Origin of the sequence: Clostridium subterminale (assembly GCF_039521425.1) — a bacterium.
Lineage (GTDB): Bacteria > Bacillota > Clostridia > Clostridiales > Clostridiaceae > Clostridium_J > Clostridium_J subterminale.
The window spans coordinates 358,407-374,620 of the sequence record NZ_BAAACI010000001.1; the positions used below are offsets into that span (position 1 = coordinate 358,407).

Annotated in this window: 13 protein-coding genes and 1 riboswitch; of the genes, 1 reads left to right on the forward strand and 12 read right to left on the reverse strand. The window is 29.5% G+C overall.

Annotated elements, in window-relative coordinates; all coding sequences use genetic code 11:
- Positions 1-302: 302 nt before the first annotated feature.
- A complete protein-coding gene (gene asnB, locus ABDZ93_RS01945; RefSeq protein ID WP_343823139.1) occupies positions 303-2,168 on the forward strand; it encodes an asparagine synthase (glutamine-hydrolyzing) in 1,866 nt (621 codons plus the stop codon).
- Positions 2,169-2,225: 57 nt separating this feature from the next.
- Here the strand turns inward: asnB and ABDZ93_RS01950 are convergent, their stop codons facing one another.
- The 12 genes from ABDZ93_RS01950 to glyA form a co-directional block, all read right to left on the reverse strand.
- Positions 2,226-2,699, reverse strand: coding sequence for a hypothetical protein (locus ABDZ93_RS01950; RefSeq protein ID WP_343823141.1), 474 nt, complete (start codon positions 2,697-2,699; stop codon positions 2,226-2,228).
- 187 nt (positions 2,700-2,886) lie between these two features.
- Complete coding sequence (locus tag ABDZ93_RS01955) at positions 2,887-3,828, reverse strand: SPFH domain-containing protein (protein WP_343823142.1); 942 nt, start codon at positions 3,826-3,828, stop codon at positions 2,887-2,889.
- Positions 3,829-4,260, reverse strand: a complete 432-nt coding sequence (locus ABDZ93_RS01960) for an NfeD family protein (protein WP_343823144.1) — start codon at positions 4,258-4,260, stop codon at positions 3,829-3,831. It abuts the gene before it with no gap.
- Positions 4,261-4,619: 359 nt separating this feature from the next.
- Positions 4,620-6,398, reverse strand: a complete 1,779-nt coding sequence (locus tag ABDZ93_RS01965; protein WP_343823146.1) for an aminopeptidase P family protein — start codon at positions 6,396-6,398, stop codon at positions 4,620-4,622.
- 210 nt (positions 6,399-6,608) lie between these two features.
- The gene (hemB, locus tag ABDZ93_RS01970; RefSeq protein WP_343823148.1) at positions 6,609-7,574 is read right to left on the reverse strand and encodes a porphobilinogen synthase; all 966 of its coding nucleotides are present in this window, start codon (positions 7,572-7,574) and stop codon (positions 6,609-6,611) included.
- A 68-nt stretch (positions 7,575-7,642) separates the two neighbouring features.
- Positions 7,643-9,097 carry a uroporphyrinogen-III C-methyltransferase gene (gene cobA / locus ABDZ93_RS01975; RefSeq protein ID WP_343823150.1) on the reverse strand — a complete coding sequence of 485 codons (1,455 nt, stop codon included), beginning with the start codon at positions 9,095-9,097 and terminating at the stop codon, positions 7,643-7,645.
- Positions 9,098-9,116: 19 nt separating this feature from the next.
- Positions 9,117-9,989, reverse strand: coding sequence for a hydroxymethylbilane synthase (hemC, locus tag ABDZ93_RS01980; protein ID WP_343823152.1), 873 nt, complete (start codon positions 9,987-9,989; stop codon positions 9,117-9,119).
- The gene (locus tag ABDZ93_RS01985; protein ID WP_343823154.1) at positions 9,990-10,661 is read right to left on the reverse strand and encodes an NAD(P)-dependent oxidoreductase; all 672 of its coding nucleotides are present in this window, start codon (positions 10,659-10,661) and stop codon (positions 9,990-9,992) included.
- 31 nt (positions 10,662-10,692) lie between these two features.
- Positions 10,693-11,817, reverse strand: coding sequence for a pyridoxal phosphate-dependent aminotransferase (locus tag ABDZ93_RS01990; protein ID WP_425544746.1), 1,125 nt, complete (start codon positions 11,815-11,817; stop codon positions 10,693-10,695).
- A 38-nt stretch (positions 11,818-11,855) separates the two neighbouring features.
- Positions 11,856-12,794, reverse strand: coding sequence for an adenosylcobinamide-phosphate synthase CbiB (gene cbiB / locus ABDZ93_RS01995; protein ID WP_343824498.1), 939 nt, complete (start codon positions 12,792-12,794; stop codon positions 11,856-11,858).
- A 41-nt stretch (positions 12,795-12,835) separates the two neighbouring features.
- Positions 12,836-14,332, reverse strand: coding sequence for a cobyric acid synthase (locus ABDZ93_RS02000; protein ID WP_343823158.1), 1,497 nt, complete (start codon positions 14,330-14,332; stop codon positions 12,836-12,838).
- Between the two features lie 190 nt (positions 14,333-14,522).
- Positions 14,523-14,696: riboswitch (cobalamin riboswitch) on the reverse strand.
- Positions 14,697-14,831: 135 nt separating this feature from the next.
- The gene (gene glyA, locus ABDZ93_RS02005; protein ID WP_343823159.1) at positions 14,832-16,064 is read right to left on the reverse strand and encodes a serine hydroxymethyltransferase; all 1,233 of its coding nucleotides are present in this window, start codon (positions 16,062-16,064) and stop codon (positions 14,832-14,834) included.
- Positions 16,065-16,214: the final 150 nt, after the last annotated feature.

The window sequence follows — 16,214 nt, forward strand, 5'->3', positions numbered from 1 at the left end:
CTCTCCCCTTAATTAGTACCATATTAATTCTATTAGTATTATTCTATAATAACATTTATTTACCTTTATTTTCCATTTATTATTTATCTGATTGTTTTTACATTTTATTACAATCGTTTTGAAGTCTTTATCCTCGTCGAAAAGTTATTCAACTTATATAACTTTTCATGTAGAAATATGGTATACTATGTGGTAGAAATAAAAGTTAGGTACTACTAATTATATAATAATGAATATATTGATTAAGATAGATATATATTGTAAAATATTTTTATGTGTATAAACACTAAGGAGGATTATCGATGTGCGGATTTGTAACGTATTTTAGCAATTCTAAAATACTAGAAGAAAAGAAAGAAACTCTTCGTGAAATGAGAGAAATTATTAAACATAGAGGACCAACTCAAGATGGAGAGTATATGGACGAAAATGTTTATTTAGGCTTTAAAAGACTAAGTATTCTAGATTTGGCTAATGGAATTCAACCCTACTCTTATAAAGATGAATTAGAAATAGTTTTTAATGGAGAAATTTATAATTATATATCTTTAAGAGATGAATTAATAAAAGAAGGCTATAGCTTTACTACTAACTCAGAGGTAGAAGTAATAGCTACATTATATACTCACTTAGGAGATAAGTTTGTTGAGAAGCTTAGAGGAATGTTCTCATTTATTATTTGGGATAGAAAGAAAAAAATATTCTTAGGTGGAAGAGATCCCTTTGGAATAAAGCCATTTTATTATACAGAAAATGAAACTGGACTTTATGTAGCTTCTGAGCTTAAGAGTTTTCATGCTAATCCTGATAGCGATTGTGTTGATATTGATAACGGGGCACTTCATGACTATCTTACATTTCAATTTGTACCAGAGCCTAAAACTTTACTAAAGGATATAAAAGTTTTAAAACCAGGTCATATTATAAAGAAAGAATTAGGTAAAACTCATGAAATAAGCTGTTATTATTCAATTAAGTTTAACCCTACTCAAGGACCCAAAGACGAAAAGATGGAAGAAATTCGTAAGGTCATAGAAGATTCTGTTGAATTACATATGCAATCTGAGGTGCCTGTTGCGTCTTTCTTATCAGGTGGAATTGATTCTACTGTTGTAACTGCTTTAGCTAAAAAGCACATGCCAGACTTAAAAACTTTTACCATAGGTTTTGATAGAAATGGATATAGTGAAATTGATTTAGCTAGAGAATCAGCAGATAAACTAGGTTTAGAAAATATAAGTAAGATAGTTTCTTATGAAGAATTTGCCAATGAATTGCCTAAGATAATTTGGCATATGGATGAACCTGTAGCAGACCCTGCAGCAATACCACTTTATTTTATTGCTAAAGAAGCTGCTAAACATGTTACGGTTATTCTATCTGGTGAAGGTGCTGATGAGGTATTTGGTGGGTATACTATTTACCATGAGCCTAATTCATTAAAAATGTTTGACTATGTACCTGGCTTCTTAAAGAAAGCTTTAAAATCAGGTGCATCCCATATACCAGAAGGAACAAGAGGAAAAAGCTTTATTGATAGAGGTTGTACTCCAATGAGAGAACGTTATGTGGGTAATGCAAAAATCTTTTTAGATGCTGAAAAAGAAGGAATACTTAATAAATATGATTCAAAATATACTATTAAGAGAGCTATGAATGATATTTATGATAGAGCAGCTCAGTATGACCCAATCACTCAAATGCAATTTGTAGATTTTAATACATGGCTTACAGGTGATATTCTTGTTAAAGCTGATAGAATGACTATGGCTCACTCTTTAGAGCTTAGAGTACCATTCCTAGATAAAGAAGTATTTAAAGTTGCTTCAAAGCTTACTGCTGATGAAAAAATCAATGGTCATGTGACAAAATACTTATTAAGAGAGTCTTTTAAATCAGATTTACCATTCTTAACTGCTCTAGATAGAAAGAAACTTGGATACCCCGTTCCAATAAGATTATGGCTTAAGGATGAACTTTATCAGTGGGCCATAGATATAATAAAAAATAGTAATGCTGATGAGTTTATAAATAAAGAAGCTGCTATTAAATTAGTAGAAGATCATAGAAAAGGTCCATTTGACCTAAGTCGAAAGATCTGGACTATACTTATTTTCTTAATTTGGCATAAAGTTTATATAGAGAAAGAAACTCCATTTTTAGATTAAAATTATAGAAGTTGGCTTAAAATTAAGCCAACTTCTTTTTATTATCTATATCATAATTTAATTAACTACATTTATATTTTTATCTTTTAACCATTGTAATAGATGATTAATCAAAAATTCATCTCTAAATGTATAAAACTCATCAAGCTTATTTTTATCAATTAAAACCCTATTAAAAGTTAATAACGGATTTGACCAATCTACTTTATTATAGATTTCATCTTTCTCATTAGAACTTAAGGTATTTAAATATTTTTTCATAGCATCAATTAATATATCATCACTAATTAAAGGCATGTATATATAGCTGTCACTATAATTCATTATAATATCTTCTGTTTCTTTAGCCAATTCCTTTTCCCAACTTTCAAGTTTAGTAAATTTTGATTCATCTTTTAATGCTTCTATAATGCTTTGAGGAATATAAGAAAATTCTCCATCATTTAAGTTTAAATAACATTCACCTTCCCCTCTTGTTTCTGATAAACTCAGCTCTAACATTAAGTCTAAATCAATGTTTAAATTATTCATGAAAATTTCACCTACCCTTTTAATTATATATTTATACAAACTTTCTCATTTCATTGTATTAAGAGTATATGCTAATATAAGATTTTTTACAATATTTATTTAATAATTTCAACATTTTAATATGAATATTGTAATTATTTTTGTATAAAATAAAGCATTAGGATATAACCTAATGCTTTGTAGTGTACTATTTATTGTTTTTTAGCATTTCTCCTATAGCTGCTATACTTCCAAGTGAAGATAGTGTTTCATTTGGTAGTATAAGCTTATTAGCTGGATTATTAGCCATTTCTTTAAGTGCTTCAACTTGTTTTAAAGCTATAACAGTTTCATTGGTTCCAGATTGAATAATAGCTTCATTTACTTTTCTTATAGCTTCCGCTTCTGCTTCTGCAATTTTGGCAATTGCGTTAGCTTTACCTTCTGCTTCAAGTAATTGAGATTCTTTTAACCCTTCTGCCCTTCTAATATTAGCTTCTTTTTCTGCTTCTGCACCAAGGATTTGTCCTCTCTTTTCTCCTTCAGCCTTTTCAATTTGTGATTGCCTTAAACCTTCTGCTTGAAGAATCATTGCCCTCTTATCTCTTTCAGCTTTCATTTGCTTTTCCATAGCCTGTTGAATTTCAGAAGGTGGAACAATATTTTTAATTTCTACAGATAATATCTTAATTCCATAAGCATCAGTTACATTATCAACAATTTGTAGTAACTTTGAATTGATGAGGTCTCTTCCTGCTAATACTTCATCTAAACTCATATCACCTAATATGTTTCTCATATTAGTTATAGTAGAATACATTATACCTTGAACATAGTTTTCTATGTTATAAACAGCATCCTTTGCATTTAGAACTTGGTAGAATATAACATTATCTACAGAAATATTAACATTATCTTTTGTTATTACATTCTGTGGTGCAATATCAAGTATTTGTTGTTTAACAGATACCTTCTTTCTGATAAAATCCACAAAAGGAATTGTAAAGTGCCAACCTGGCTCTAAAATTTTATAAAACTGACCAAACCTCTCCATAACATAGTTATAACCAGTATTAACTACCTTAACTGATGAAATTATGATGACTAGAAAAACAAATAGTATAACTAAAACACCAATTACTAATCCCATTTAAATCACTCCTTTTTCAATTATTAATTTATTATTTTCAATTTTTAACACCTTAAAAGTATCACCAATATTTATATCTTCGCCTATATTTCTGGCTGTCCAATATACTTCATTAACTTTTATTCTACATTCTTTATTATGTTCTAATCTAACTTCAGATACAAATTCCCTATCTTCATACTTACCAACCAGTGGTTTCTCAGTTGGTAGGTTTCCATGAATATATTTTTTAGATACCTTTAATCCAAATAAAATTGCTACAGTTCCTAGTAATAAAGCAATCCATATTTGCGTAGTAAAGTCTACAAAGTATCCAGCAATAAATGCAGGAATAAAGCCTATTCCCAACCATGAAAATGTAAAGTTACTTGTAGCTATATCTACAATTATTACAAAAATAAGTAATCCAAACCAAATCCAGTTTAAATCCATTAAATATCACCTCTCAAATTTAAATAATATTAATAAACATATATAAAATATTATATGCATGTGTATTAAGTATAATTATATCACATTATAGTAAAATATTATATTTTTTTATATTTTTTAATTAGGTATTTTTACAACCTATAAGGCGTATATATTATAAGTGTACATATAGACAATAGTAAGTTTGGAGGTATTGCCATGAACCGTGATTCTAATATGTTTAGTTATTTGTTTATAGGTATGTTATTAATTATAATATCCGGAATATTTAAAATGTTATAATACTAAAATAAAAATCATCTCCATTATTAGAGATGATTTTTATTTTAGTATACGTAACAATACTTTATAATATAAGTTTAAATTTCTCTAGTTTCTTTCTTTAAAAATTCTTTTTCTTCTGTATTTAGATAAGGTGATAACAATTTATATACTTCCTTATGATAATTATTTAAGAATAATTTTTCTTTTTCTGTAAGCATATCTATTCTTATACCATCTAAATCTATAGGGCAATAAGTAGCTACATCAAATTTCATAAATTGTCCACCATATTCTGTTTCACTGTCTTTAGTAACAAATAGTAAATTCTCTATTCTAATACCATGTTTACCTTCTTTATATACACCAGGCTCATTTGTAATATTCATACCCTCTTCAAAGACTACTGTATTAGGAACTTGGGAGAAACTTTGTGGTCCTTCATGAATGTTAAGGAAGAATCCAACTCCATGACCTGTTCCACATTTATAGTCTATTCCTGCTTCCCAAAGAGGTGTTCTTGCAATAATATCTAAGTTAGAGCCAGTAGCACCATATAAAAATTTAGCCATAGTTAAAGCTAAATTACTCTTAACTACAAGGGTAAAATCTCTTCTTTCTTCTTCAGTCAATTCACCAAGAACTATAGTTCTTGTTATATCTGTGGTTCCATCATAGTATTGTCCACCTGAATCCACTAAGAATAACCCTTCTGGTTTTAATATATAATTACTTTCTGGAGTAGCAGAATAGTGCATCATAGCAGCATGTTCTTTATAGGCAGCTATAGTTGAAAAGCTTGGTTCAACAAAATACTCTTGTTCACTTCTTAATCTAATTAAAGTATCTGTAGCTGACATCTCAGATATTTCTTCTTTTCCTACATTTTCTTTTATATACTTTATAAACTTAACCATAGCAACTCCATCTTTTATAGTGCAGTTTCTAAAGTTACTTCTTTCTACTTCATTTTTTATAGCTTTTAAATCTGTGGTTATATTTCTTTTTTCAATTTTAGAAATAGACTCATTCAATGAAGTAAGAATTTTTACATTAGTTTTATTTGGATCAAATAATATAGATGTATCCTTAAGTTCTTTTAAACTATTAAATACCTCATCATAATCTAATATGTCTACAGAAGAAGCCTTTAGATTAGATATAACTTCATCAGATAATTTATTATTATCTATGAAAAACTTTGCAGAATTAATACTAATTAATAAGTAAGATATTGTCACAGGACTGCTTTCTACATCATTTCCCCTAATGTTTAATGTCCAAGCAATGTCATCCAAAGAACTTAGAACATAATATTCAGCGCCTATTTCCTTCATCTTTTCTCTAATAATAGTAAGTTTTTCTGTTGCTGATTTACCTACAAATTTAACATCATGAAGAAATACCCTTGTATTTGGAACAGCTGGTCTATCACTCCAAATTGGAGATATCAAATCCTTATCTGGATTTATTTTTATATTTTTACTTTTAAATGTTTCTGTCATAGTTTTATATAAATCAATAGGCATTACAGAACCATCAAAACCAACTATATCTCCTGGATTAAGTTCTTTTCTAAGAAATTCTGTATAACTAGGAACTTTAGGTTGTCCCATTTTAAAAAGCTCTATACCAGTACCAGATAGTTGTTTTTCAGCTTGAATATAATAACGACCATCTGCCCATAGTATTGCTCTATTATGAGTTACAACTACAGTTCCTGCTGAACCTGTAAAACCAGAAATCCATGCTCTAGCTTTGAAGTATTCAGCTACATATTCACTTTGATGAGAATCAAAACTAGGAATAATGTAAGCTGATAATTGATTTTCTTTCATAGCAGTTCTAAGATTTTCAATTTTTTCTTTAACATTCATCCATATTCACCCCTATTTTCTACTAATAAACATCTAAGCATATTATACTGCTAAAAATTTGTATATTCAATGATATAGTTTATAAATATGAATTTTATTTTCAAATTATTCATTATACCAAATCTCAAAGATTTTACTTAGTGTAATTATTTATTATAAATATAAAAACCCATTGTTTTTTTACAACAGGTTTTTATATGTTAAATTTATTTATTCTTTAATCCATTTACTTGCTTCTAGAGCATAGTAAGTGATAATTAACTTAGCCCCAGCTCTTTTTATTGAAGTTAACATTTCAAGAGCAGCTCTTTTTTCATCAATTAATCCATTTTCCCCAGCATTTTTAATCATAGCATATTCTCCACTGACATTGTAAGCAGCAATAGGCATATTAAAATTCAAACTAGCCTCTTTTATTATATCTAAATATAATATAGCTGGTTTAACCATTACTATATCTGCTCCTTCTTCAATGTCAGCTGCGATTTCTCTCATAGCTTCTTTCCCATTGGCAGGGTCCATTTGATAGCTACTTCTATCTCCAAATTCAGGAGCTGAATTTGCAGCTGCTCTAAAAGGACCATACATAGCAGAACTATATTTTGCACTATAGCTCATTATAGATATATGTCCAAATCCATTTTCATCTAAAATATCTCTTATAGCTTTAACTCTACCATCCATCATATCAGAAGGCGCAATCATATCAGCTCCAGCTTTGGCATGAGAAAGCGCAATCTTAGCTAAATACTTTAAAGTTTCATCATTATCTACTCTTTCATTTTTAATGACTCCACAATGACCATGAGAAGTGTATTGACACATACATACATCAGTAATAACAAATAACTCCTTAGATATTTCTTTAACTTTTCTTATTGCTCTTTGAACTATACCATCTTCACAGAAAGCTGAAGATGCAATTTCATCTTTTTCATCTGGAAGTCCAAATAAGATTATCCCTTTTACTCCTGCAGCAATAACCTCATCTACAACTTCTGGTAATCTATCTAATGACCAATGATAATTACCTGCTAAAGAAGGAATTTCACTTTTTATATTTTCTCCCTCAACCACAAAAATTGGATATATAAAATCATTACTGTTTAAAACAGTCTCTCGTACCATATCTCTTATTGCACTAGTTTCTCTTAATCTTCTATATCTTTTGAACATAATAAACATGGCCTTCTATTGATTCAAGGCCATGATACACCTACCTTTCAATACTTTTAAAAAATAATTTACTTAATTAAGGTATCTATAATACCTTGAGTTCCAATTTTATCACATTCTATATACGATAATTGATGAATATTTAAAGCCTTTGAAGTAATAGGCCCTATTGATATAATTGATTTTTCTTTAATTTTATCTATCCCAGCCAAAGTAATCATATTTTCTACGGTGCTAGGACTAGTAAATATCACTGTATCACAATTGTCAAAGGAAATTAAATTAGGATTTTCGCCAATAACTGTATCATACACTGGTATATCATCTACCTCAGCTCCAATATTTCTAAGTTCATTTACAATATAGTTTCTTCCTTTCTTAGAACGTGGAATTAATATTTTATCTTCTGAGGAAACCTTTGGCTCTATAGCTTTAAATAAACCTTCACCAGTAAATTCCTCAGCTGTTAAAGTTGGAATTATTCCTTTAGCTTTTAAAGCTTTAGTAGTAGCATCTCCTATGGAAATAAACTCACCTTTAATTTTTCTTATATCTATATTGTTATAGCATAATGCATTAAATAGCATTTCAACTCCATTAATACTAGTTAATAATATATACTTATAGTCTTCTAACTTATTTTCAACAGCTTTAATACTTTCAGTGTCAGCTTTTATTGCTATAGAATTTATTTCTGTAACTGAAGCTCCTAATTTAGATAGTTCATCACTAATTTTTTTACTTTGAGCCTTACTCCTAGTTATACAAATATTTCTTCCGAATAAAGGTAACTTCTCAAACCAATTTAACTTGTCATTAAATTTAACTACTTCTCCAACTACAATAATAGATGGATTAGACATACCCTTTTCCTTAGCTATTTCAGTTATATCTTTTAAAGTTCCTACTGCCTTCTTTTGATTAGAGGTAGTTCCACTCATTACAAGAGCTACTGGAGTATCTACTCCTAATCCAGCATTAATAAGACCATTACAAATGCCTCCTAATTGTTCATAACCCATCATAAAAATTAAAGTACCCTTTAATTTAGCTATAGTATCAAAATCTAAGTTTAATCCAGCTGCACTTTTTGCTGTAAAGACATGAAAACTTTGGGCGATTTTTCTATGAGTTACAGGTATGCCCCCATAATTAAGTGCTGCAATAGGTGAAGTTATACCAGGTACTACTTCAAAGTCAATGTTTTCCTCTATTAGAGCTAAGGCTTCTTCCCCACCGCGACCAAATATGTATGGATCTCCACCTTTAATTCTCCCAACAATATGTCCTTCCTTTGCTAATTTAACTAAAGTATCATTAATCTCTTCTTGAGTTTTATAGTGACATCCTGGCTCTTTCCCACAATAATAAAGCTTTGCATCTGCATTTACATATTTTAATATTTCTGAACCAGATAACCTATCGTAAAGTATAGCTGTACATTCTCTTAAAACCTTTATAGCTCTTAATGTTATTAAGTCTGGTGATCCTGGACCACCTCCAATTAAATAAACCTTTCCCATACATCCTCCTATTTAATATCTATTTATTTAAGATATTTTGTGATAATTTTTTTCCTAAGTTTAAATATTCCTCTTTATTTCCTACTACAGTGTCTTTTATTAGTTTACCATTGACTTCATATATACCCATAATAGTCATTACATCCTCTTCTATACTAGCATATGCACCAATAGTAGAGTGACAATCGCCTTTTAACTCTCTCATAAAGCTTCTTTCAGCTTCTACACAAATTCTGACTTCCTCATTATCTAAGGCCTTTAATTCATCTGCATACTCACAACTCTCATGAATTTCTATTCCTAATGCTCCTTGTGCAATTGCAGGAACTATTTCATTTGTCTCAAAATAATTAGTAATGATTCCCTCTAATCCTAATCTCTTTAACCCTGCAGCAGCTAATACTATTCCATCTAAATTTTCATTTTCAATCTTATCAATTCTTGTTTGAACATTTCCTCTTACAGGAACTATTTCAACGTCTGGCCTTAAAAGCAGAATTTGTTCACTTCTTCTTTTACTACTAGTACCAACTCTAGCTCCCTTAGGTAAATCAAAAAATGAAATACCATTCATAGATACAAATGCATCTCTTACATCTTCCCTTATTGGTGTAGCAGCAATAGAGAAACCCTCTGGTAACTCATAGGGTACATCCTTCATACTATGGACTCCACCATGTGCTTTTTCATCAATCATTAATTTTTCTAACTCTTTTATAAAGACACCCTTTCCACCAATTTTATCTAACGTTACATCAAGTCTTTTATCTCCTAAGGTATCTGTAAGAACCTTTTCACATTTTATATTATGTAACTCTTCAATCAAATTCATTACATAATCAGTTTGAACTTGAGCAAGCTTACTTTTTCGTGTAGCTAATTTTAAAACCAATTATACTCCTCCATTCATGGTATAGTTTAAATCTATACCTCGTTTATTTAATAAATCTGAATAAAATAACTTCAAAATCTCAATATGGTATCCATGGTTAAAGAAAAAAAGAAAATCTTCAGAACAGATAAAATTTAGAATTTCATTTTTGTTATTTAAAGTTGTTACATTATTTCTAATATGAGTTATAAATTCTATATAATTGTCAAAGCTCTCAAAATACTCTTTTCCCTTATTACATAAAAATACTGATGCTTTAGGATTTTTCCCCTTAACTCGAAGACCTAAAGCAATATTTTTGCTTCTTCCTGTAGCACAAAGAACAGCCTTGGAGTTTTCTGGAAGTGTAGTATCTATAAAAATTCTATTTTTACTGTTGCATATATTCCTAATATTTTCATTGAATTTATCATCATTAGTGCAAATTACAATTAAATGATAATCCTCCAATAACTCATTAGTAAAAGGTTTATCTAAAAGTTCCAAATTAGTATAAGCACCATCTAACACTTTAAATTCATCGGTAAATTCTTTTGAGATGCAATGAACCATAAATCCATTGTATAAAAGAGTTTTAGCTTTTATTAAAGCGCTTTTTCCTCCACCTAATATTAAAACTTTAGTATTCATACCATTCAATGAAATAAATACGGAATTATTAAAACTATCCATGAAAATCCTATCCTTTATTCTAATATTTTATTTAGCTATTAATTTCACTTAAAGCTTTTATAATAGCTTTGTTCATATCTCTAGTTTTTATAGCTATCCTTACAAAACTATCATTAAGGCCAGTATAATTATTACAATTTCTAATTAAAATACCCTTTTCCATAAGCTGTTTTAAAAGTTCTGAGCTTGTAACTCCTTTTATTTTACAAAGAAAATAATTGCCCTTGCTTTCATATACCTTTTCTATAATCTTTATATCATTCAAAGAATTCTTCATAAATTCTCTTTCAGAAATCAACCAATTTTTACCTTCTTTTATAAATTTCTCATCAGTTAAAGCATACTTAGCAGCAACTTCTGCAAAACAATTTACTGTCCAAGGATTTTGATTATATTGAATAAAATCTAGTAGTCCATTATTTCTACTTATGGCATAACCTAAGCGAACTCCTGCCATAGAGAAAAATTTTGTTATAGCCCTAACTATTACAATACAACTATAATTATGTATATAATTAATTATACTCTTCTTATTATCTAATACAAACTCTATAAACGCTTCATCAATAATCACTAATTTATTATGCACTTCGCAATAGTCTAATATGTTTTTAAATTTACAATGATCAATAATACAACCATTTGGATTATTGGGATTAGCGATTATTAACCCCTCTGTATTTTGTACTTTTTTAAAAATATCTACATAATCATATTCCATAAATTCATTTAAAAAAGAATAATTAATGCTCAATTTATGTTTTTTACTAAAGTCTTCATATTCTACAAAGGAAGGAACAACTATAGTTATAGAATTCAAATAGCCTATAACTAAATCTAATATTTCAGCTGCTCCATTCCCTACTATAATATTTTCAATACTTATGCTCTTAAGAGACTCTTCTCCATAGGCATTTCCATTAAAGTGCTCATTACTATTAAATAAATAATTTAATAGGTTATTTTTTAATTCTCTATATTTTATATCTGGATACAGAGGTACCTTTTCTAAAGCTTCTCCTATATTATCCTTAAATTCCTTAGATATAGGTATAGGATTTACATTTGAGCTAAAGTCTAAAAGTTTTCTTCCAATTAAAGTACCTTCAGTATATATATCTCCTCCATGTTTCAAAATATATATACCACCTTTCATCTTAATATGTGTAAGTATATATAAGTAATCAACTTTAATTAAAGTATAATCAAAGATGCTAAACTTAAAATTATTAGCAAAATTTCACTACTATACATTAGTATTATAGATTTTTTTATATGATGATGACTTAATGATTCTGTAGCATCACCGATAGTTGGTTTTTCTACTACTTCTCCAAAATAAGTATTAGTACCACCTAATTCAATAGATAGAGCTCCAGCTGTAGCTCCTTCAGGATAAGCACAATTTGGACTTTTATGATTCTTTCTGTCTCTAATCATAATCTTAAAGGATGTAATTATACTTCCATTAACTATCCATGCTGTAAGACACATTAATACTCCTGTTAATCTAGCAGGAATAAAGTTAAATATATCATCAATATTTGCTGGGAAAAAACCTATATTCTTATACTTTTCGTTTAAGTACCCTACCATAGAATCCATAGTATTAATACCTTTATACATCATAGCAAGGGGAGCTCCTCCGATAATGGCATAAATTATAGGTGCAATTATACCATCAGAAGTATTTTCAGCTATGGTTTCTACATCCCCTCGAATTATTTCATCCTTACTTAAAGAAGTTGTATCTCTACCTACAATATATGAAAGTTTAACTCTAGCTTCTTTTATATCATCTTCACCAAGAGCATCATAGACTTGAATTCCTGCTGAATGAAGACTCTTAGCCGCAAGCGTTGTCCATATTATTAGAGTGTTAGCTACTATAAAAATAATATTATTTATTATAGATAGTTTAAGTAATAAATAAGGAATCATGTATGTCATTGCACAAACTATAAATACCATAAATAAAGAAGTCCACTTCAATTTACTATTATTAGGGAAGTGTTTTCTTAGCCACTTTTCTAGAGCACCAATAAGCTTTCCAATATATATAATAGGATGTGGTAGCCAACTAGGATCACCTAAAATAAAGTCTAAGATAGCTGCTAAAAATACACAAAGTATATTTAAAGATATATGAAAATTAATCATAATAATATCTCCTATTACCTATTTAAGCCCATTATTTTATATATTTTATCCATGTCTATAGACGATCTTACAAGGTCAGCTAGTTTATCTAATTCCTTTTCTCTTAAGTGCTCATAAGGCATAGAAGCCTTCTCTTCAATCCCCTTATTTCTTCTTAATTCATTAATAATATGTTGTCTAAATTCAACCCCATCAAAAACGCCATGAATATAGGTTCCCATCACATTTCCTTTATCATTTACTACCCCATCTAAATGATTAGTCTCTTCATTATTACTCTTATTTATAGTAATAAGGTTTTTACCTTCATCCATAATTGTAGTTTTTCCCATGTGTATTTCATATCCATATATATTTAAAGGAGTGTTATTGTTTATTAAGTCCTTTGCTATGATACCATTAACTCTAGTAGTAACCTTTTTCTCTTCAAATACTGTTTTTATAGGTAAAAGATCTAATCCATCCATAAACTCTAGTAAAGTTTCAATCCCATAAGGATCTTCTAGTACTTTACCTAGCATTTGATATCCACCACATATACCTATAATTTTTCCATTACCCTCATATTCTCTAATCTTGTTATATAAACCTGATTTTTTTAGATATTCTAAGTCTCCTAGTGTATTTTTAGTTCCAGGAATTATAACTAAATCAGGAGTTTTAAATTCGTTTACAGTTTCCACATATCTTACAGAAACATCTGGTTCTATAGATAATGCATCAAAATCAGTAAAGTTTGATATATGTGGCAATCTTATAATAGCTATATCTATTTTATCTGTGATGTTCTTATTAAGGTCAACAGCTCCATCTTCATCTTCTAAATCTAATTTAAAATATGGAACAACCCCTAAGCAATCTCTATGAGTTAGCTCCTCTAAACTATCAACTCCTGGTTTAAGTAAAGATATATCTCCTCTAAACTTATTTATAATAGTTCCCTTAACTCTGTCCTTCTCAGCATCACTAAGGAGCATAATAGTACCTAATAAAGATGCAAATACGCCTCCCTTATCGATATCACCTACAAGTAAAACAGGCGCATCTATTAGTTCAGCCATACCCATATTAACAATATCATTATCTCTTAAATTTATTTCTGCAGGGCTTCCTGCACCTTCCATAACAATAATATCAAATTGATTTTCCAATTCTTCAAAAGCAGATTTTAAATCATCCTTGAATTTAACTTTTAAATTATGATATTCCTTTGCATTAGAGTAACCATAGACTTCTCCATTAAAAATTATTTGACAATTTTTATCTGTAGTTGGTTTTAGCAGAATAGGATTCATATATACCTGTGGTTCAAGACCAGCAGCGTAAGCTTGTAACACTTGGGCACGCCCCATTTCTTTTCCATCCAGTGTTATATATGAGTTAAGAGACATATTTTGTGACTTATACGGGCATACCGAATATCCGTCTTGTTTAAATATTCTACATAATGCAGTTACTAGTATGCTTTTCCCTACAGAAGAAGCTGTACCTTGAATCATTATTTTAGCCATTTACTATACCTTCTTTCTATCTAAATAAAATAAAAAAGCAAGGAAGAAAAGCTCCCTTGCCCAAATAAATAAAAAATTTCCATCTTAGTAAAATAAGAATATAAGTTTAAATATAAGTAAGATAAAACTTACAAAATTTTTTAATTTTCTTATACATATTAACTTAGCCACTAAAATAGCTCATTTCCCTCCGAAAGCTTACATTTAGGCAGGTCTCCTGGCTTATGAATCATTCTAACCTCACCTTCCCCTATGAAGAGTGGTATTTTGAGGGTCGTCATCATTTACAGTAGCGGGGGCTGCTATGGATTTTAACCATATTCCCTTTTCACTTTTAAAAAGCACCTAAAATACTATTTGATTTTCAATCATAATTATAAGAGGTTTAAACAAATAAGTCAATATAATCTAAATATTACTTATGTATTCATCCTTATATTTTTAAATAATATAAATACCTAGCAGATAAAATGCCAGGTATTTACTTATTGCAAGTAATTTACTTATATAGTGGAATTTTATCACAAAGAGCTTTAACTCTTTCCTTAGCTGGTGATAAATCATTATCTCTATTATCAATTGCCCAATTCATTATATCAGCAATTTCAATCATTTCATCTTTTCCAAAACCTCTAGTAGTAGTAGCTGGAGTACCTATTCTAATACCACTAGTTACAAATGGGCTTTGTGTTTCAAAAGGTATTGTATTTTTATTTACAGTAATTCCAACCTCATCTAATAGATGTTCTGCTGCTTTTCCTGTAATATCTTTATTTCTTAAATCCAATAGAATTAAATGATTATCAGTACCATCAGATACTAAATTAAATCCTCTCTCTTTTAATGCATTTGCAAGGGTTTTAGCATTTTCTAAAACTTTTTGCTGATATTCTTTGAAAGATGGATCTAGAGCCTCTTTAAAGCAAATAGCTTTAGCCGCAATAGTATGCATTAATGGACCACCTTGTATTCCTGGGAATATAGTTTTATCTACTAGTTTTGCATACTTTTCTTTACAAAGTATTGCTCCCCCTCTTGGTCCTCTTAAAGTTTTATGAGTTGTTGTTGTAATAAAATCTGCATATGGTGCTGGACTAGGATGAACCCCTGCTGCAATAAGTCCAGCAATATGAGCCATATCTACCATCATATATGCACCTATTTCATCACAAATTGCTCTTATTTTATCAAATTCTATTATTCTTGGATAAGCACTAGCTCCTGCAACTATCATTTTAGGTTTTTCTTCCAAAGCAACAGTTCTTAATGCCTCATAATCAATAAATCCATCTTCACCTACTCCATAAGATATAAATTTATATAACTTTCCAGAAAAATTAACTGAACTTCCATGAGTTAAGTGTCCACCATCAGATAAATTCATTCCTAATACTTTATCTCCTGGTTCTAATACGCTCATATAAACTGCCATATTAGCTTGAGAGCCTGAATGAGGTTGAACGTTGGCATGATCTGCGCCAAATAGTTTACACATTCTATCTCTAGCAATGTTTTCAGCAATGTCTACACATTCGCAACCACCATAATATCTTTTTCCCGGATAGCCTTCTGCATATTTGTTTGTAAGAGTTGACCCCATGGCTTCTCTTACAGCCTCACTTGTAAAGTTTTCTGAAGCGATAAGTTCAATTTTACTTTCCTGCCTAGCAGTTTCAAGGCAAATTGCTTCATAAATTTCTGAATCAATGTTTTTTACATGTTCTAAGTTCATACATACTCCTCCTGCAGTTAAAATTAGTTATTTTTGGTGGAACCATGTAAAAGCTTCTCTAACCATTTTTTTCTTTTATGTTAGGTGAAGCCTTAGTACTTAGTTTTGCAGTACATATAGTAACAATATAACCACCAGATCCTTTACATA

Excerpts from the sequence above, each read along its gene's own strand:
- asnB (WP_343823139.1), top strand. The coding sequence starts at position 303 with ATGTGCGGATTTGTAACGTATTTTAGCAATTCTAAAATACTAGAAGAA.
- ABDZ93_RS01950 (WP_343823141.1), bottom strand. The coding sequence starts at position 2,699 with ATGAATAATTTAAACATTGATTTAGACTTAATGTTAGAGCTGAGTTTA.
- ABDZ93_RS01955 (WP_343823142.1), bottom strand. The coding sequence starts at position 3,828 with ATGGGATTAGTAATTGGTGTTTTAGTTATACTATTTGTTTTTCTAGTC.
- ABDZ93_RS01960 (WP_343823144.1), bottom strand. The coding sequence starts at position 4,260 with ATGGATTTAAACTGGATTTGGTTTGGATTACTTATTTTTGTAATAATT.
- ABDZ93_RS01965 (WP_343823146.1), bottom strand. The coding sequence starts at position 6,398 with ATGAATGTTAAAGAAAAAATTGAAAATCTTAGAACTGCTATGAAAGAA.
- hemB (WP_343823148.1), bottom strand. The coding sequence starts at position 7,574 with ATGTTCAAAAGATATAGAAGATTAAGAGAAACTAGTGCAATAAGAGAT.
- cobA (WP_343823150.1), bottom strand. The coding sequence starts at position 9,097 with ATGGGAAAGGTTTATTTAATTGGAGGTGGTCCAGGATCACCAGACTTA.
- ABDZ93_RS01985 (WP_343823154.1), bottom strand. The coding sequence starts at position 10,661 with ATGGATAGTTTTAATAATTCCGTATTTATTTCATTGAATGGTATGAAT.
- ABDZ93_RS01990 (WP_425544746.1), bottom strand. The coding sequence starts at position 11,817 with ATGAAAGGTGGTATATATATTTTGAAACATGGAGGAGATATATATACT.
- ABDZ93_RS02000 (WP_343823158.1), bottom strand. The coding sequence starts at position 14,332 with ATGGCTAAAATAATGATTCAAGGTACAGCTTCTTCTGTAGGGAAAAGC.
- glyA (WP_343823159.1), bottom strand. The coding sequence starts at position 16,064 with ATGAACTTAGAACATGTAAAAAACATTGATTCAGAAATTTATGAAGCA.